The sequence below is a fragment of the Bacillus sp. S14(2024) genome (assembly GCF_050473785.1).
GTDB classification, from domain to species: Bacteria; Bacillota; Bacilli; order Bacillales; family Bacillaceae_G; genus Bacillus_A; species Bacillus_A yunxiaonensis.
The window spans coordinates 4742501-4760000 of record NZ_JBFLUP010000006.1 but is presented as its reverse complement, the minus strand read 5'-3'; the positions used below and the strand labels follow the sequence as shown (position 1 = coordinate 4760000).

Annotated in this window: 16 protein-coding genes, 1 tRNA gene, 2 rRNA genes, 1 other RNA gene and 1 other annotated feature (1 of these 21 only partly in view); of the genes, 16 read left to right on the top strand and 4 right to left on the bottom strand. The window is 39.6% G+C overall.

The features are described 5' to 3' along the window. Positions 1 to 2570: ribosomal RNA gene (locus AB1279_RS24130) — 23S ribosomal RNA — on the top strand; it begins 353 nt to the left of the window's first position. 50 nt (positions 2571 to 2620) lie between these two features. Continuing rightward, positions 2621 to 2736: ribosomal RNA gene (gene rrf / locus AB1279_RS24125) — 5S ribosomal RNA — on the top strand. Between the two features lie 40 nt (positions 2737 to 2776). On the opposite strand, the gene AB1279_RS24120 is transcribed toward rrf, so the two are convergent. After that, complete coding sequence (locus tag AB1279_RS24120; protein WP_429761256.1) at positions 2777 to 3763, bottom strand: YaaC family protein; 987 nt, start codon at positions 3761 to 3763, stop codon at positions 2777 to 2779. A gap of 116 nt (positions 3764 to 3879) precedes the next feature. On the opposite strand from AB1279_RS24120, the gene guaB reads away from it, so the two are divergent. From guaB to AB1279_RS24085, 7 genes are all read left to right on the top strand, one after another. Continuing rightward, positions 3880 to 5343 carry an IMP dehydrogenase gene (gene guaB, locus AB1279_RS24115; protein WP_429752888.1) on the top strand — a complete coding sequence of 488 codons (1464 nt, stop codon included), beginning with the start codon at positions 3880 to 3882 and terminating at the stop codon, positions 5341 to 5343. A gap of 104 nt (positions 5344 to 5447) precedes the next feature. Beyond that, a complete protein-coding gene (locus AB1279_RS24110; protein WP_429752887.1) occupies positions 5448 to 6767 on the top strand; it encodes a D-alanyl-D-alanine carboxypeptidase family protein in 1320 nt (439 codons plus the stop codon). Positions 6768 to 6930: 163 nt separating this feature from the next. After that, the gene (gene pdxS, locus AB1279_RS24105; protein ID WP_211482641.1) at positions 6931 to 7815 is read left to right on the top strand and encodes a pyridoxal 5'-phosphate synthase lyase subunit PdxS; all 885 of its coding nucleotides are present in this window, start codon (positions 6931 to 6933) and stop codon (positions 7813 to 7815) included. Positions 7816 to 7832: 17 nt separating this feature from the next. Continuing rightward, the gene (pdxT, locus tag AB1279_RS24100) at positions 7833 to 8423 is read left to right on the top strand and encodes a pyridoxal 5'-phosphate synthase glutaminase subunit PdxT (RefSeq protein WP_429761254.1); all 591 of its coding nucleotides are present in this window, start codon (positions 7833 to 7835) and stop codon (positions 8421 to 8423) included. A gap of 54 nt (positions 8424 to 8477) precedes the next feature. Further along, positions 8478 to 8699, top strand: a binding site (T-box leader). A gap of 49 nt (positions 8700 to 8748) precedes the next feature. Continuing rightward, entirely contained in the window at positions 8749 to 10023 is a 1275-nt protein-coding gene (gene serS / locus AB1279_RS24095; RefSeq protein ID WP_429761252.1) for a serine--tRNA ligase, read from the top strand. Between the two features lie 224 nt (positions 10024 to 10247). After that, positions 10248 to 10340: transfer RNA gene (locus AB1279_RS24090), tRNA-Ser, on the top strand. 165 nt (positions 10341 to 10505) lie between these two features. Beyond that, positions 10506 to 10880, top strand: a complete 375-nt coding sequence (locus AB1279_RS24085) for a DUF3797 domain-containing protein (protein ID WP_336484645.1) — start codon at positions 10506 to 10508, stop codon at positions 10878 to 10880. Between the two features lie 36 nt (positions 10881 to 10916). On the opposite strand, the gene AB1279_RS24080 is transcribed toward AB1279_RS24085, so the two are convergent. The 3 genes from AB1279_RS24080 to AB1279_RS24070 form a co-directional block, all read right to left on the bottom strand. Next, positions 10917 to 11585: a deoxynucleoside kinase gene (locus AB1279_RS24080; protein WP_429715627.1), complete on the bottom strand. Its 669-nt coding sequence runs from the start codon at positions 11583 to 11585 to the stop codon at positions 10917 to 10919. Beyond that, positions 11585 to 12223 carry a deoxynucleoside kinase gene (locus AB1279_RS24075; protein ID WP_429752884.1) on the bottom strand — a complete coding sequence of 213 codons (639 nt, stop codon included), beginning with the start codon at positions 12221 to 12223 and terminating at the stop codon, positions 11585 to 11587. Before AB1279_RS24075 ends, AB1279_RS24080 begins: the two co-directional genes overlap by 1 nt. A gap of 123 nt (positions 12224 to 12346) precedes the next feature. After that, a complete protein-coding gene (locus tag AB1279_RS24070) occupies positions 12347 to 12883 on the bottom strand; it encodes an isochorismatase family cysteine hydrolase (RefSeq protein WP_429761250.1) in 537 nt (178 codons plus the stop codon). Positions 12884 to 12956: 73 nt separating this feature from the next. Between AB1279_RS24070 and tadA the strand changes: the two genes are divergently transcribed. From tadA to AB1279_RS24035, 7 genes are all read left to right on the top strand, one after another. Continuing rightward, entirely contained in the window at positions 12957 to 13454 is a 498-nt protein-coding gene (gene tadA / locus AB1279_RS24065; RefSeq protein WP_429752882.1) for a tRNA adenosine(34) deaminase TadA, read from the top strand. 77 nt (positions 13455 to 13531) lie between these two features. After that, positions 13532 to 13796: signal recognition particle sRNA large type (gene ffs / locus AB1279_RS24060), an RNA gene on the top strand. 273 nt (positions 13797 to 14069) lie between these two features. Continuing rightward, positions 14070 to 15749, top strand: coding sequence for a DNA polymerase III subunit gamma/tau (dnaX, locus tag AB1279_RS24055; protein ID WP_429761248.1), 1680 nt, complete (start codon positions 14070 to 14072; stop codon positions 15747 to 15749). Between the two features lie 74 nt (positions 15750 to 15823). Further along, positions 15824 to 16150, top strand: coding sequence for a YbaB/EbfC family nucleoid-associated protein (locus tag AB1279_RS24050; RefSeq protein WP_336484653.1), 327 nt, complete (start codon positions 15824 to 15826; stop codon positions 16148 to 16150). Between the two features lie 14 nt (positions 16151 to 16164). Then, positions 16165 to 16761: a recombination protein RecR gene (gene recR, locus AB1279_RS24045; RefSeq protein ID WP_098310719.1), complete on the top strand. Its 597-nt coding sequence runs from the start codon at positions 16165 to 16167 to the stop codon at positions 16759 to 16761. A gap of 18 nt (positions 16762 to 16779) precedes the next feature. After that, the gene (locus tag AB1279_RS24040) at positions 16780 to 17001 is read left to right on the top strand and encodes a YaaL family protein (protein ID WP_336484651.1); all 222 of its coding nucleotides are present in this window, start codon (positions 16780 to 16782) and stop codon (positions 16999 to 17001) included. Positions 17002 to 17127: 126 nt separating this feature from the next. Next, a complete protein-coding gene (locus AB1279_RS24035) occupies positions 17128 to 17397 on the top strand; it encodes a pro-sigmaK processing inhibitor BofA family protein (RefSeq protein ID WP_429761246.1) in 270 nt (89 codons plus the stop codon). Positions 17398 to 17500: the final 103 nt, after the last annotated feature.

The window sequence follows — 17500 nt, the reverse complement described above, 5'->3', positions numbered from 1 at the left end:
AAGGCTCGTCATAGAAGGTAACAACCCTGTAGTTGAAACTTCGTTCCCTCTTGAATGTATCCTGAGTACGGCGGAACACGTGAAATTCCGTCGGAATCCGGGAGGACCATCTCCCAAGGCTAAATACTACCTAGTGATCGATAGTGAACCAGTACCGTGAGGGAAAGGTGAAAAGCACCCCGGAAGGGGAGTGAAAGAGATCCTGAAACCGTGTGCCTACAAATAGTCAGAGCCCGTTAACGGGTGATGGCGTGCCTTTTGTAGAATGAACCGGCGAGTTACGATCCCGTGCGAGGTTAAGCTGAAGAGGCGGAGCCGTAGCGAAAGCGAGTCTGAATAGGGCGTTTAGTACGTGGTCGTAGACCCGAAACCAGGTGATCTACCCATGTCCAGGGTGAAGTTCAGGTAACACTGAATGGAGGCCCGAACCCACGCACGTTGAAAAGTGCGGGGATGAGGTGTGGGTAGCGGAGAAATTCCAATCGAACCTGGAGATAGCTGGTTCTCCCCGAAATAGCTTTAGGGCTAGCCTCAAGTGTGAGAGTCTTGGAGGTAGAGCACTGATTGGACTAGGGGTCCCCATCGGATTACCGAATTCAGTCAAACTCCGAATGCCAATGACTTATCCTTGGGAGTCAGACTGCGAGTGATAAGATCCGTAGTCAAAAGGGAAACAGCCCAGACCGCCAGCTAAGGTCCCAAAGTGTGTATTAAGTGGAAAAGGATGTGGAGTTGCTTAGACAACTAGGATGTTGGCTTAGAAGCAGCCACCATTTAAAGAGTGCGTAATAGCTCACTAGTCGAGTGACTCTGCGCCGAAAATGTACCGGGGCTAAATACACCACCGAAGCTGCGGATTGATACCTATGGTATCAGTGGTAGGGGAGCGTTCTAAGTGCTGTGAAGTCAGATCGTAAGGACTGGTGGAGCGCTTAGAAGTGAGAATGCCGGTATGAGTAGCGAAAGACGGGTGAGAATCCCGTCCACCGAATGCCTAAGGTTTCCTGAGGAAGGCTCGTCCGCTCAGGGTTAGTCAGGACCTAAGCCGAGGCCGACAGGCGTAGGCGATGGACAACAGGTTGATATTCCTGTACCACCTCTTTATCGTTTGAGCAATGGAGGGACGCAGAAGGATAGAAGAAGCGTGCGATTGGTTGTGCACGTCCAAGCAGTTAGGCTGGTAAGTAGGCAAATCCGCTTACCGCGAAGGCTGAGCTGTGATGGGGAAGCTCCTTATGGAGCGAAGTCTTTGATTCCCCGCTGCCAAGAAAAGCTTCTAGCGAGATAAAAGGTGCCTGTACCGCAAACCGACACAGGTAGGCGAGGAGAGAATCCTAAGGTGAGCGAGAGAACTCTGGTTAAGGAACTCGGCAAAATGACCCCGTAACTTCGGGAGAAGGGGTGCTTTCTTAACGGAAAGCCGCAGTGAATAGGCCCAAGCGACTGTTTAGCAAAAACACAGGTCTCTGCGAAGCCGTAAGGCGAAGTATAGGGGCTGACACCTGCCCGGTGCTGGAAGGTTAAGGAGAGGGGTTAGCGCAAGCGAAGCTCTGAACTGAAGCCCCAGTAAACGGCGGCCGTAACTATAACGGTCCTAAGGTAGCGAAATTCCTTGTCGGGTAAGTTCCGACCCGCACGAAAGGTGTAACGATTTGGGCACTGTCTCAACCAGAGACTCGGTGAAATTATAGTACCTGTGAAGATGCAGGTTACCCGCGACAGGACGGAAAGACCCCGTGGAGCTTTACTGTAGCCTGATATTGAATTTTGGTACAGCTTGTACAGGATAGGCGGGAGCCTTTGAAGCCGGAGCGCTAGCTTCGGTGGAGGCGCTGGTGGGATACCGCCCTGGCTGTATTGAAATTCTAACCTACGGGTCTTATCGACCCGGGAGACAGTGTCAGGTGGGCAGTTTGACTGGGGCGGTCGCCTCCTAAAAAGTAACGGAGGCGCCCAAAGGTTCCCTCAGAATGGTTGGAAATCATTCGTAGAGTGCAAAGGCATAAGGGAGCTTGACTGCGAGACCTACAAGTCGAGCAGGGACGAAAGTCGGGCTTAGTGATCCGGTGGTTCCGCATGGAAGGGCCATCGCTCAACGGATAAAAGCTACCCCGGGGATAACAGGCTTATCTCCCCCAAGAGTCCACATCGACGGGGAGGTTTGGCACCTCGATGTCGGCTCATCGCATCCTGGGGCTGTAGTCGGTCCCAAGGGTTGGGCTGTTCGCCCATTAAAGCGGTACGCGAGCTGGGTTCAGAACGTCGTGAGACAGTTCGGTCCCTATCCGTCGTGGGCGTAGGAAATTTGAGAGGAGCTGTCCTTAGTACGAGAGGACCGGGATGGACGCACCGCTGGTGTACCAGTTGTTCTGCCAAGGGCATAGCTGGGTAGCTATGTGCGGAAGGGATAAGTGCTGAAAGCATCTAAGCATGAAGCCCCCCTCAAGATGAGATTTCCCATAGCGTTAAGCTAGTAAGATCCCTGAAAGATGATCAGGTTGATAGGTTCGAGGTGGAAGCATGGTGACATGTGGAGCTGACGAATACTAATAGATCGAGGACTTAACCATATAATATGAAGCAAATGTTATCTAGTTTTGAAGGAACATACCTTCATAAGTCTGGTAATGATGGCAGAGAGGTCACACCCGTTCCCATACCGAACACGGAAGTTAAGCTCTCTAGCGCCGATGGTAGTTGGGACTTTGTCCCTGTGAGAGTAGGACGTTGCCAGGCAAACGAAAGACGAGTCATTGGACTCGTCTTTTTTTATTTCCTAAGAAATAGTATTATGTTGATTCATTAAATATAAGTAAATATAGTGTGGTACTTTTTCTGCTGTAACAGCTAAAAATTGAAAAATAAACGGATAATCTTCAGAAGAATAACTTCCAAGTAAATCGTACCACCAATCTGTTTCATAACGGGAAATCATACTTAGGTTATAAAGCAGAAGATAATGCGTAAGTAATTCTGGGAAAATAGGAGCTGCATTGCCATTAGCAGGTAAATAATAGGTATTTGTATAGTGATTATATGTAAGAGGTGCACTGTATAATGGATTCCATTGTCTAATAGGAGCTGTGAAATATAAATATGAGTCATTTTCTTTAACGTTTGTATATCGAACGTTAAGATGCTTGTAAGTTCCCTCCATATGTCGTATAAAACGTTCTTCTGTCATATGAAAAGCATCTAAAACATGAGTAGGAAAAGTAAAGGTATTCTCAGTCATCTCTTTTAGTTTATATAGCCTATTTCTTCTTTTGCTGTATAAGAATAAGTCCTTTAGTTCTGCAATTCGTTGCAGTAACTCTCCCATTGTATATTTTTCTCCCTCTAAATGTTTCACATGAAACATTTGTTCCGCAACTTGAGTAAATAATCCATGTTTTTGTATTTTAACTTCATCATCTATAAACTGATAGCTTTGTTTTTTTCGCTTTCTTGTTGTGGCCCCATGCGCTAATACAGAAGTTGATTCCGGATAATTAGGATCGACTGTAAGTAAACAAGCTTTTAGTAACTGGCTCATTCCATAAAACAATAATACTGGTTTTATGGAAAGCGGAGCAGTTTGACACAAATCATAGTAATTTTTCCCATGCTCTAAGTAATAAATAAATGGATAGCAATTTTCAAAGCTTTTTTTCTCAGTATTTATATTACCTAATTTTTTATAGCAATGGGTAAGATAATGTTGTGTGTGAGTAGAAGAAAGAAAGAAGCTTAATTTCTGCCAAATGATTGATGAATGCTGCATTGTATACTCTCCTTTTATTTTTAGAAAATTCTAACATATACTGTCTTTCTTGACAGTATTTTAACCAATTGTTAAGCTACTAATAATAATTTCAGGTATCATGGGGGGAATCATTTATGTGGGAATCTAAATTTGTTAAAGAAGGTTTAACGTTTGATGATGTATTACTTGTACCAGCTAGATCCGATGTATTACCAAGAGAAGTAAGCGTGAAAACAGTTTTATCTGAAAGCTTACAATTAAACATCCCTTTAATTAGTGCTGGTATGGATACGGTAACAGAAGCTGATATGGCTATCGCAATGGCTCGTCAAGGTGGATTAGGTATTATTCATAAGAATATGTCTATTGAGCAACAAGCGGAGCAAGTAGACAAAGTAAAACGTTCTGAAAGTGGCGTTATTACTGATCCTTTCTTTTTAACTCCAGACCATCAAGTATATGATGCAGAACATTTGATGGGAAAATATCGCATTTCAGGTGTTCCAATCGTAAATGACGGGGAAGAGCGAAAGCTTGTAGGAATTATTACAAATCGTGATATGCGTTTTATCCAAGATTATTCAATTAAGATTTCCGATGTCATGACAAAAGAGCATTTAATTACGGCTCCAGTTCATACTACACTAGAAGATGCTGAAAAAATCTTACAGAAGCATAAAATTGAAAAACTCCCTCTTGTTGATGATAACGGCGTATTACAAGGCTTGATTACAATTAAAGATATTGAAAAAGTAATTGAGTTTCCAAACTCTGCAAAAGATAAACAAGGTCGTTTATTAGTAGGTGCAGCTGTTGGAGTAACAGCTGATGCAATGCAACGCATCGATGCATTAGTAAAAGCAAATGTTGATGTAATTGTTATTGATACAGCTCACGGACATTCCAAAGGTGTATTAGACAAGGTGAAAGAAGTTCGTGAAAAGTATCCGAAATTGAATATCATAGCTGGTAACGTTGCAACAGCGGAAGCAACTCGTGAATTAATTGAAGCAGGTGCAAATATTGTAAAAGTTGGTATTGGACCAGGTTCTATTTGTACAACACGCGTTGTAGCTGGTGTTGGTGTTCCTCAGTTAACTGCAGTGTATGACTGTGCAACAGAAGCTCGTAAATACGGTGTTCCAGTCATTGCTGATGGTGGAATTAAATATTCTGGTGATATTGTAAAAGCATTAGCAGCTGGTGCACACGTTGTTATGCTTGGAAGTATTTTTGCCGGTGTAGCAGAAAGCCCTGGAGATACAGAAATTTACCAAGGTCGTCAATTTAAAGTATATCGTGGTATGGGTTCTGTTGGAGCAATGGAAAAAGGAAGTAAAGATCGTTACTTCCAAGAAGGCAATAAAAAACTTGTTCCAGAAGGAATCGAAGGCCGCGTTCCATTTAAAGGTCCTTTAGCAGATACGGTACATCAATTAGTTGGTGGATTACGTGCAGGCATGGGATATTGCGGTGCAGCTGATTTACCATTCTTACGTGAAAATGCGCAGTTTATCCGTATGTCAGGTGCCGGATTACGTGAAAGTCATCCGCATGATGTACAAATTACAAAAGAATCACCAAACTATTCATTATAATGTCGGATATCGAAATAGACAGAGGTTTAGTATCTCTGTCTATTTTTTTTTGATTGTGTTAGAATAACGTTTATGTGAGTACAAATATATTGGGGGTAACAAAAGTGACAGGTATGTTCCGTAAACAAATACTTGCGATTGTAACAGTACTTACACTATTTTGCAGCATGTTTTTTACATACAGCAGTGCATTTGCAGAAACAAATGCTCCTTTGAATGTTGAAGCAGGTGCGGCGATTTTAGTGGAAGCGAACTCTGGGAAAATTTTATATCAAAAAAATCCAGACGAACTATTAGCAATTGCGAGTATGACAAAAATAATGAGTGAATATTTAGTTCATGATGCAGTCGCAAAAGGAAAAATTAAGTGGGATCAAAAAACAAAGGTTTCTGAATATGCTCATTTTATTTCACAAGATCGCTCTTTATCAAATGTTCCATTAGAAAATGGCGGTACTTATACTGTAAAAGAGTTATACGAGGCAATGGCAATTTACTCTGCAAATGGTGCAACGATTGCCTTAGCTGAATTAATCGGCGGTTCAGAAGCGAATTTTGTTAAGATGATGAATGACAAAGCGAAAGAACTTGGATTAACGAACTATAAATTTGTAAACTGTACAGGATTAACAAATAAAGATTTAAAAGGGAGACAGCCTGAAGGGACAACTCCGGATGAAGAGAATAAAATGTCTGCTAGAGATGTTGCAATCTTAGCGCAACATTTAATTAAAGAGTATCCAGAGACGTTAGAGACATCTAAGATTCCGAAAAAAACATTCCAAGAAGGTGGAAAATATCCAATAAAAATGGATAACTGGAACTGGATGTTACCTGGATTAGTTATGCAATATGAAGGAGTAGATGGTCTGAAAACAGGTTCTACTCCAGAAGCTGGAGATTGTTTTACAGGTACAGCAGAACGTAATGGTATGCGTTTAATTTCTGTTGTTATTAAAACAAACTCTCACACAGCACGTTTTGCAGAAACAAAGAAACTATTTGATTACGGTTTTACAAATTTCCAAACGAAAACAGTATATCAGAAAAATTCCCAAGTAAAAGGGCATGAAACAGTTCATGTGGATAAAGCAAAAGATACAAATGTAGCAGTGCAAACGAAGGAAGAAGTTGTGCTTCCAATACCAAAGGGAAGTAAAGATGTTTATAAAACAGATTTCAAAGCAGTAAATAAGAAGAATGAAGCGCCAATCAAAAAAGGTACGACACTTGGTTATATGACTGTATCAGCAAAAGATGCAAATGATGTAGGGTTTTTAACTGGTAAGTCAATGCAAGTAGACCTTGTAACAAAACAAGAAGTAGAGAAAGCGAACTGGTTTGTTCTTTCTATGCGAAGCGTTGGTTCCTTCTTTAGTGGTATATGGCATAGTACAGTTGATACTGTAAAAGGTTGGTTTTAAGAGCTCCCCATAGGGGGCTTTTTTTATTTCTTGTATTTTGCATCGAGTATAACAAAAAAAATAGTAGACAAGCCTCTAATAAGTAATGGTAGAATGTAAGAGTATTCTTACTTTTCGTCGTGAACGGGGAAAAGCAATTCACCTAGGGGGGTTTTTGTACATGATCAATGTAACAGGGACAGAGCGTGTAAAACGTGGAATGGCAGAAATGCAAAAGGGCGGCGTCATTATGGACGTAGTCAACGCTGAGCAAGCAAAAATTGCAGAAGCAGCAGGTGCGGTTGCTGTTATGGCACTAGAACGTGTTCCAGCTGATATTCGTGCAGCAGGTGGCGTTTCGCGTATGGCAGATCCAACAATTGTAGAAGAAGTAATGGGTGCTGTATCAATTCCAGTTATGGCAAAATGTCGTATTGGCCATCTTGTGGAAGCACGTGTACTTGAATCATTAGGGGTAGACTATATTGATGAGAGTGAAGTATTAACTCCAGCTGATGAAGTGTACCATTTAAATAAACGTGATTACACTGTTCCGTTTGTATGTGGATGTCGTGATATTGGCGAAGCAGCACGTCGTATTGCTGAAGGTGCATCTATGCTTCGTACAAAAGGTGAGCCTGGCACAGGGAATATTGTAGAAGCTGTACGTCATATGCGTCAAGTAAACGCAGAAATTCGTCAAGTTGCGAGTCTGCGCGAAGATGAATTAATGACATATGCAAAAAACACTGGTGCTCCTTATGAAGTATTACTTGAAATTAAACGCCTTGGTCGTTTGCCAGTTGTAAACTTTGCAGCAGGCGGCGTTGCAACTCCAGCTGATGCTGCATTAATGATGCAACTTGGTGCAGATGGGGTATTCGTAGGTTCTGGTATTTTCAAATCAGAAAATCCAGAAAAATTTGCACGCGCAATTGTTGAAGCAACAACACATTATGAAGATTATGAATTAATTGCTCGTCTTTCTAAAGGGCTAGGTAATGCAATGAAAGGTGTTGAAATTTCAACATTATTACCAGAACAACGCATGCAAGAGCGCGGTTGGTAATTAAAGGAGTTTTTGAAATGATTACAATCGGTGTATTGGGACTTCAAGGGGCTGTTCGTGAACATGTACGTGCAATAGAAGCAAGTGGTGCACAAGCTGTTATTGTGAAACGTACAGAGCAGCTAGAGGAAGTAGATGGACTTATTTTACCAGGCGGTGAAAGCACAACAATGCGCCGCCTTATTGATAAATATGGTTTCATGGAACCTCTTCGTGAATTTTCTAAAACAGGAAAACCGATGTTTGGTACATGTGCAGGTATGATTTTACTTGCAAAGAACCTTATTGGATATGAAGAATCACATATCGGTGCAATGGATATTACCGTAGAACGCAATGCATTTGGTCGTCAAAAAGATAGCTTTGAGGCTGCCCTTTCTATGAAAGGTGTAGGCGAAGACTTTATCGGTGTATTTATTCGTGCGCCATATGTTGTAGATGTAGAAGATCATGTAGAAGTATTATGTACACATGAAGATCGCATGGTAGCGGTTCGACAAAATCATTTATTAGCAGCTTCTTTCCATCCAGAATTAACAGATGATCATCGTGTTACAGCTTATTTCGTAGACATGGTGAAAGAAGCAAAAATGAAAAAAGTCGTATAAGCGACTTGCAACTTGTGCAAGATTATAGTAAATTGATGGTAACTATTTTATATGACAAATGTGTTGATAGGAAGTAGTAACAAGATTCGTTTCTTATAGAGAGTCGGTGGCTGGTGTAAACCGATAGAAACAGCTTGTGAATCCATCCTGGAGTGAGATGCGGAACGGTCTTTAGACAAGTAAGCATTTCCGGTGAAGAGCCGTTATTTCTACTTGAGAGGAAAGCAAGTATGCTTTCAATTAGGGTGGCAACGCGGGTTAACTCCCGTCCCTTTGTACAGGGACGGGAGTTTTTTGTTTTTCTAAAAATAAAGGAGGAATTATCATGCTTGATATTAAATTTTTGCGTGCAAACTTTGAAGAAGTAAAAGCGAAATTACAACATAGAGGCGAAGACTTAACAGATTTTGGCCGTTTTGAAGAATTAGACATAAAAAGAAGAGAATTACTTGTACAAACAGAAGAGCTAAAAAGCAAACGTAATGAGGTATCTCAACAAATTTCTGTATTGAAACGTGAAAAGAAAGATGCAGAAGCACTTATCTTAGAAATGCGTGAAGTAAGCGATAAAGTTAAAGAGCTTGATAATGAGCTTCGTACAGTTGAAGAAGATCTTGAGAAATTAATGTTATCTATTCCAAATATTCCGCACGAATCTACACCAAATGGTGAAACGGAAGATGATAATGTGCAAGTTCGTACATGGGGGGAAGTTCAAGAATTTACGTTTGAACCAAAGCCGCATTGGGATCTTGCAACGGATTTAGGTATGTTAGACTTTGAACGCGCTGGGAAAGTAACAGGTAGCCGTTTTGTATTTTATAAAGGGGCAGGTGCGAAGTTAGAACGTGCTTTATTTAATTTCATGCTTGATCTTCATACAGAGGAACATGGCTATGAAGAGATTTTACCTCCATATATGGTGAATCGTACAAGTATGATTGGAACAGGGCAACTTCCAAAGTTTGAAGAAGATGCGTTTCGTATTGAGAGTGAGGACTATTTCTTAATTCCTACAGCTGAAGTACCTGTAACAAACTTACATCGTGATGAGATTTTAAGTGGAGAACAACTACCAATTCGTTATGCTGCATTTAGCGCATGTTTCCGCTCTGAAGCAGGATCTGCTGGTCGTGATACACGTGGTTTAATTCGTCAGCATCAATTTAATAAAGTAGAACTTGTGAAATTCGTGAAACCTGAAGATTCTTATGAAGAACTAGAAAAATTAACAAATGATGCAGAGCGTGTATTACAATTGTTAGGCCTTCCATATCGTGTAATGAGCATGTGCACAGGAGATTTAGGATTTACAGCAGCGAAGAAGTACGATATCGAAGTATGGATTCCTAGCTACGGTACATATCGTGAAATTTCTTCTTGTAGTAATTTTGAAGCGTTCCAAGCGCGACGTGCAAACATCCGTTTCCGCCGTGAAACAAATGCGAAACCAGAGCATGTTCATACATTAAACGGATCTGGGCTTGCAATTGGCCGTACGGTAGCTGCCATTTTAGAAAATTACCAACAAGAAGATGGTTCTATTATCATTCCAGAAGTTCTTCGTCCTTATATGGGAGGAAAAGCAGTAATTAAATAAAGTTTTCTTCATATACATCTCTTGTTATCCAATAAGAACAAAGCGAGGTTTTTAACAAGATAAGGGATATACTTAACGCTGATGATCTTATTGTTAGTTAGAAGATTAGAATAGATTGTATAAGAAGGGGAAAAGGATAGAGAAAAAATCTCTTTCCTTTTCTATTATAGTAGGGTTGACGAACTGTTTTTCTTTTGATATTATATTTCATGTCATGTGAATACGGAGGAATACCCAAGTCTGGCTGAAGGGATCGGTCTTGAAAACCGACAGGCGGTGCGAGCCGCGCGGGGGTTCGAATCCCTCTTCCTCCGCCATATATAATTGACAACAGCGCATATAAGTGGAGATTGGAGAACTCGTTACCAACACGTAACGAGTTTTTATTTTAACCACTCAGGAAGTAGCATATAGAGGATTTCATCTCTTATAGAAACACTCATATTCCGATGATTATCTTCATAGATATGAAAGGAGCTACCATGGATATTATTATACAAACGTTTCCGCTTGACGGAAAAACACTATACTATGTACAATGCCCCGTTTGCAAGAAAAATAAGATTTTAAACAGTGCTGCGAACGTATCTCGTATTGTAAGTGATGAAACATTTCGTAAACTTAGTGGTTGCATCTGTGATGTGAAACAAGAAGTGAAGAAAGTAGAAGCACCAAAACAAATCGAAAAACAAGCAGCTGCAAAACGTAAAGTAATTACGGCTGTTATTAACGGGACAGAAATGACGGTAAAAGAAATTGCTGAAGCGTATGATCTTAGTGTAAGTACTGTGCGTCAGCGCATTAATGCTGGAAAATCAGAGAGCGAGATTATTGCTCCGACCAAAAAGAAAAACTAAGTTCATAGAAAAAACCCGTGCGATTGCACGGGTTTTTTATTTTACAAGTTTACGTGTTTGTTGTAAGAAGTGACCAATCTTCTTAATGATAGGTTCAATTGAATTTTCATTTTGTAAAATATCATATTCATTAATATTAAGACGCAGCACAGGGCAAGCATTAAAATCATTAATCCAATTTTCATAGCGTGCATGCATTTCTTCCCAATATTCAATCGGTGTTTGCTGTTCCATAGGTCTTCCGCGTTCTTTAATACGATCTACGATATCTTCAAACGACCCTTCTAAATAAATGAGTAAATTAGGGTGTGGGAAGTAGGGGGTCATAACCATTGCATCGAATAAGCTTTTATATGTTTCATAATCCGTAGCGGTCATTGTTCCCTTTTCATAATGCATTTTTGCGAAAATTCCTGTGTCTTCATAAATAGAACGGTCTTGAATAAATCCTCCGCCATATTCGAAAATTCTTTTTTGTTCTTTAAAGCGTTCTGCTAAGAAATAAACTTGTAAGTGGAAGCTCCAACGTGTGAAATCACCATAAAATTTGTCTAGATATGGATTGGAGTCTACCTTTTCAAATGATGTGCGGTAACCAAGCGCGTTTGCTAGTGCATTTGTCATTGTAGATTTTCCGACGCCAACTGTTCCTGCAATCGTAATAACAGCGTCATTTGGAATATCATATTTTTGTCTCAAATTCATTACTGATTAATCTCCTTCGTCAGTGTATTTTGTAATGCTGATAAGATTACGTTTAAGTCCGATTCATTTTTCACAAAATCCATATTATCTCCGTTAAATTTTAGTACGGGGATGCTCGGATGATCTTGTTTGAAAGCTTCCATTGCCGCTTCGTAATCTTCAATGAGTTGTAATAAATAATTCGGATCTATATTTTTTTCGAATTCCCGTCCGCGCATGGCAATTCGTTTTTGGAGCGTTTCTAAGCTTGCTGTTATATACACGATGACGTTTGGAACGGGCATATCTTGTGTTAAGATACGATAAATTTGCATGTATTTCTCGTACTGGGAACCCCGTAATGTTCGAGATGCAAAGATTAAATTTTTGAATATATGGTAATCTGCTACAACAGGCATATGTTGTTTTAAATATTTTGTATCGATGTCTTCTAGTTGCTTATAACGGTTGCAGAGGAAAAACATTTCTGTTTGAAAACTCCATTCTTGGATGTCTTCGTAAAACTTGCCTAAGAAAGGATTCTCATCAACGATTTCTTTTAATAAATGGAGTTGCATGTGAGTCGATATCGCTTTCGCGAGTGAAGTTTTTCCGACACCAATTGGTCCTTCGACCGTAATAAATGGTACTCCGGTCACGCTGTTGCCTCCTTCCAAAACATAATTTAGCACTAATAAAAAGCACAAAACAGAATTATTGTAGCATAAGAGGAGGCAGAAAGGGTTGGTTTTCATAAAAAGTTAGAAAATCAATTTATGGTATTACACCTTTAAATGAATTGATGGAGAAATATTTGCTTTTAAAGTTGCTTGCATAATGTGCAGGGCGTGTTTGTTATCTTGGTCGCAATTGGATGCAATGCAATCTTCAGGTACATATAATTGATAATTTCTCATATGAGCATCATTTGCGGTAAAAAGGATGCATATATTTCCAGCTACCCCTGTTAAAATAAGGTTTTCTATCTTTAAATGACCTAGCAATGAATTTAAGGGGGTTTCATAAAAAGCAGAATAATGTGGTTTAATAAAAATATAATCATCATTTGAGGGTGCTATTTTTTTAATAATTTCTTGACTATATTCATTTGTGCAATAGGCAATAAGCTCGTTAATATCAGCTCTCCATAAATGATAATGATCATTTACATAAATAATTGGACAGCCAGAGGTTTTCATTTTTTGTTTGAGTTCTAAAATAGATTCTGTAATAATTTTGCATTTTCGTGCTAAGATAGGTCCATGTGAAAATTGAAAGTCATTAATCATATCGATGATAAGAAGTGCTGTATTTTTCATATGTAATCTCCTTTCCTTTCTCTTTAGATTGGATTGAATATAGAAAAGTTATTTGTGATGAAAGGATTTTGTTATGGAAGAAGATATTTACTTTATGAAGCTCGCGATAGAGGAAGCAAAAAAGGCTGAAGAAATACAAGAAGTACCAATTGGTGCAGTTGTTGTAGTGGACGGTGAGGTAGTAAGTCGTGCACATAATTTGCGTGAAACAGAGCAGCGATCAATTGCTCACGCTGAATTGTTAGCAATTGATGATGCGTGCAAAAAGTTAGGGACGTGGCGTTTGGAAAATGCAACCCTATATGTCACATTAGAGCCGTGTCCAATGTGTGCGGGTGCAATTGTTTTATCGCGTGTAAAACGTGTTGTATATGGAGCGAGTGACCCAAAAGGTGGATGTGCTGGTACATTAATGAATTTATTAACAGAGGAACGGTTTAATCATCAATCTGAAGTTGTGGTTGGTGTGTTAGAAGAAGAGTGTGGAGCATTATTAACAAACTTTTTTCGAGAACTACGCAAAAAGAGGAAGAAAGAGAAGGAAAAGCTGGATAAAAATAGTCTTTGTTAACACGTTGCAATTTTTTAGGAAACAAGTTATACTGATATTGCCTTCAGATAAGGCAACTAAATATGGTTTTAACTTTGCCGTGCTAAGCGGGGAGGTAGCGGTGCCCTGTACTCGCAATCCGCTCTAGCGAGGCCGAATCCCTTCTCGAGGTTATGCTACTGTAGGGTCTGCCTTAAGTAAGTGGTGTTGACGTTTGGGTCCTGCGCAACGGGACCCCGTGAACCTTGTCAGGTCCGGAAGGAAGCAGCAATAAGCGGGTCTTCTCGTGTGCCGCAGGAGTGCCTGAACCGAGCTAACTGCTTAAGTAACGCTTATGGTACGTAATCGACAGAAGGTGCACGGCAGTTATATATGCATATAAAGCTCATCCTATATGAATAGGGTGGGTTTTTTGTATAGAAAATAACTTTTGGAATCTATAATCAGAATGGGTTATAATAAGATGAAACTTTAATTAGTGGGTGATTTTTTATACTTTACTAATTATCAGTCGAACGAATCGGGCTTTTACGGGCAGTCTATTTCCCATCTAATTTCTTTAGTTTGAGCTGGGGATTGCTGTTCGAAAATAGCGAGATAATTGAGATAATAACCTTTGGGGGAGGCCGTATTTTCGTGTCATACCAGGCGTTATACCGAACATGGAGGCCGCAAAAATTTGAAGATGTAGTCGGTCAAAAGCACGTAACGAAAACGTTGCAAAATGCTCTTCTTCAAGAGAAAGCATCACATGCCTATGTGTTTTCCGGACCAAGAGGAACAGGGAAAACAACAATTGCAAAGGTATTTGCCAAAGCAATCAACTGTGAGCATGCTCCTACAGCTGAACCTTGTAATGAATGTCCTGCATGCTTAGGAATTACGCAAGGTGCTATTTCAGATGTATTAGAAATTGACGCGGCTTCGAATAACGGTGTAGATGAAATTCGAGATATAAGAGATAAAGTAAAGTATGCTCCAAGCGAAGTTCGCTATAAAGTATATATTATTGATGAAGTTCACATGCTTTCTATGGGTGCTTTTAATGCGCTATTAAAAACATTAGAAGAACCCCCGCAACATGTTATCTTTATTTTAGCAACGACAGAACCGCATAAAATTCCACCAACAATTATTTCTCGTTGTCAGCGTTTTGAATTTCGAAAAATATCAGTGCATGATATTGTCGAACGATTAACAACTGTTGTAAACAACGAAGGAACGAAAGTGGACGAGGAAGCTCTTCAAATTGTAGCGCGTGCCGCAGAAGGTGGTATGCGTGATGCATTAAGTTTAATTGATCAAGCTATTTCTTATAGTGATGAAGTGGTAACAGTAGAAGATGTATTAGCGGTTACAGGTTCTGTTTCACAGCAATATTTAGCAAACCTTGTAGGGTGCATCTATGAAAATGATGTATCCAAAGCGCTGCGTATTGTTGATGATATTATGAATCAAGGGAAAGATCCGCTTCGCTTCATGGAAGACTTCATTTACTATTATCGAGATATGCTTTTATATCAAACTTCGCCTCAGCTAGAGGACATGCTAGAGAGAGTTATTGTTGATGATTCATTTCGTAAGTTAAGTCAGGATATGCAACCTGAAATGATTTATGAAATTATTCATACGCTTAGCAAAAGCCAACAAGAAATGAAATGGACAAATCATCCTCGTATTTTTTTAGAGGTGGTTATGGTACAACTGTGTCAGCAATTTGCGATGAAAGCAAATGGAGCGGATCGTTTGCAAGCTGTTTTACAAAGAATGCAGCAATTAGAACAGGAATTAGAAAATATGAAGCAGCATGGTGTACCTATGCAACAAGAAGTGAGAGAAACAAAGGTTACACCGAAGCCGACTCGTTCTGGTAGCATGAAAATACCAGTTGGGCGTGTTCATGAAGTATTAAAACAAGCGACTCGTAAGGATTTAGAGCAACTAAAGAGTGCGTGGGGTGAACTGTTAGAGCGATTGAAAAACTATAATAAAGTTGCTTATGCGGTTTTATTAGAAAACAGTGAGCCAGTCGCAGCTTCTACTACTTCTTATGTTCTTGGTTTTAAGTATGAAATACATTGTAAAATGGCGAGTGAAAATCGTGAAGCAACAGATACGGTAGAGCAAATTCTCTTTGAACTGTTTGGAAAGAGGTTGCAAATGATTGCAATTCCAAAAAGTGAATGGGGAAAAATTCGTGAGGGTTTCTTACAACATGAAGGTAGTCCTTCAGAGGAAGCTGAAAAGCCAAAAGACCCTCTTATCGAAGAAGCTGTAAAGATTGTGGGAGAACAATTAATTGAAATAAGAGAGTAAAACACGTCTTAAATGGATTTTTCTTTATTAAACTATAAACATTCATTAAGAAACAATTAGGAGGAATTATTATGATGCGTGGTGGAATGGGAAATATGAATAACATGATGAAGCAAATGCAGAAAATGCAAAAACAAATGGCGAAAGCGCAAGAGGAACTTGGTGAAAAAACAGTTGAGGGAACAGCTGGCGGTGGTATGGTAACAGTTATCGCAAATGGACATAAGCAAATTTTAGAAGTGCAAATTAAAGAAGAAGTTGTAGATCCAGAAGATATTGAAATGTTACAAGACCTTGTATTAGCTGCAACGAATGATGCATTAAAGAAAGCGGAAGAGCTATCAGCTTCTACAATGGGACAATTTACAAAAGGATTGAATTTACCGGGCGGTATGTTCTAGGAGGCTGGTCATAGATGCACTATCCAGAACCAATCTCAAAGCTGATTGACAGCTTTATGAAATTGCCAGGAATCGGACCGAAAACAGCTGTTCGCCTGGCTTTTTTCGTATTGGATATGAAAGAAGATGATGTATTAGATTTTGCGAAGTCGCTTGTAAATGCAAAGCGAAACTTAACATATTGCTCTATTTGCGGCCATATAACAGATAAAGATCCTTGTTATATTTGTGATGATTCTCATCGTGATCAATCGATTGTTTGCGTTGTGCAAGAGCCGAAAGATGTCATTGCAATGGAGAAGATGAAAGAATATCAGGGAGTATATCATGTATTAAATGGTGCCATTTCCCCAATGGAAGGAATTGGTCCGGAAGATATCAATATCCCTCAGTTGTTAAAGCGACTGCACGATGAAACAGTACAAGAAGTTATTTTGGCGACAAACCCGAACATTGAAGGAGAAGCGACAGCGATGTACATTTCTCGCCTGTTAAAGCCGACTGGTATTAAAGTGACACGTATTGCACATGGGCTACCGGTTGGCGGTGATTTAGAATACGCGGATGAGGTAACGTTATCAAAGGCGTTAGAGGGCCGCAGAGAATTATAATTAGTAGGAGAAATAGAGATGCTTTTTCAGAAAAAAGGGAATTTGCGCAAAGAATATGACGAAAAGTTAATTGCATTGCTAGAACAAGTGAAGGTAGAATGGATGCGCCAAAGAAGAATTGTAGCACAAAGTATTGAGCCTTCAGAAGATGTGCTATGTCATTTAAAATTGGCGGAAGCAAAATATTTCTATCTATTGAAGGAAGCAAAAAGACGTCCTGTGAAAATGGAACGGTTGTAAAGGAGAAGTCGAGCGGAACATGTATGTTCCGCTCGACTTTTTATTTTGAAGAAGAAATTTTAACGGTCTTTTTTTTTTCTTTTTTTCATACAAATATAATGTACAAGTTGTAAGGGAGAGGACGGTATGGAACAACGTTTAATTATTGGCGGTATATTAGCGTTAATCTTTCTTTTATTAATTGTCGGCGCTCCTATTAAGTCGTTTCGTTTTATAGGAAGGCCGCTTGTCAAAATTGTAATAGGAGCTTTGTTGCTGTTTGCTGTCAATGTAGTGGGGACGCAATTTAACTTTCATCTGCCTATTAATGTCGGTACTACATTTATTTCGGGTTTTTTAGGTTTACCAGGTATCGGTGCGCTTATAGTTATTAAATTATATGTTTTACCAGGTTAGAAGAAACGTTATGTTTTCTAGCCTGGTATTCTTTTTTTGAAAAAGTATTGACGTATAAACTATTAATATGGTAAATTAATAAACGTCGTCAACAACAAAAGAA

What these genes read in the sequence shown, in the direction of transcription:
- AB1279_RS24035 (WP_429761246.1), top strand. Translation starts at nt 17,128, where the DNA reads ATGGAACAACGTTTAATTATTGGCGGTATATTAGCGTTAATCTTTCTT.
- pdxT (WP_429761254.1), top strand. Translation starts at nt 7,833, where the DNA reads ATGATTACAATCGGTGTATTGGGACTTCAAGGGGCTGTTCGTGAACAT.
- AB1279_RS24040 (WP_336484651.1), top strand. Translation starts at nt 16,780, where the DNA reads ATGCTTTTTCAGAAAAAAGGGAATTTGCGCAAAGAATATGACGAAAAG.
- AB1279_RS24050 (WP_336484653.1), top strand. Translation starts at nt 15,824, where the DNA reads ATGCGTGGTGGAATGGGAAATATGAATAACATGATGAAGCAAATGCAG.
- recR (WP_098310719.1), top strand. Translation starts at nt 16,165, where the DNA reads ATGCACTATCCAGAACCAATCTCAAAGCTGATTGACAGCTTTATGAAA.
- guaB (WP_429752888.1), top strand. Translation starts at nt 3,880, where the DNA reads ATGTGGGAATCTAAATTTGTTAAAGAAGGTTTAACGTTTGATGATGTA.
- tadA (WP_429752882.1), top strand. Translation starts at nt 12,957, where the DNA reads ATGGAAGAAGATATTTACTTTATGAAGCTCGCGATAGAGGAAGCAAAA.
- AB1279_RS24085 (WP_336484645.1), top strand. Translation starts at nt 10,506, where the DNA reads ATGGATATTATTATACAAACGTTTCCGCTTGACGGAAAAACACTATAC.
- AB1279_RS24080 (WP_429715627.1), bottom strand. Translation starts at nt 11,585, where the DNA reads ATGAATTTGAGACAAAAATATGATATTCCAAATGACGCTGTTATTACG.
- AB1279_RS24120 (WP_429761256.1), bottom strand. Translation starts at nt 3,763, where the DNA reads ATGCAGCATTCATCAATCATTTGGCAGAAATTAAGCTTCTTTCTTTCT.
- serS (WP_429761252.1), top strand. Translation starts at nt 8,749, where the DNA reads ATGCTTGATATTAAATTTTTGCGTGCAAACTTTGAAGAAGTAAAAGCG.
- AB1279_RS24070 (WP_429761250.1), bottom strand. Translation starts at nt 12,883, where the DNA reads ATGAAAAATACAGCACTTCTTATCATCGATATGATTAATGACTTTCAA.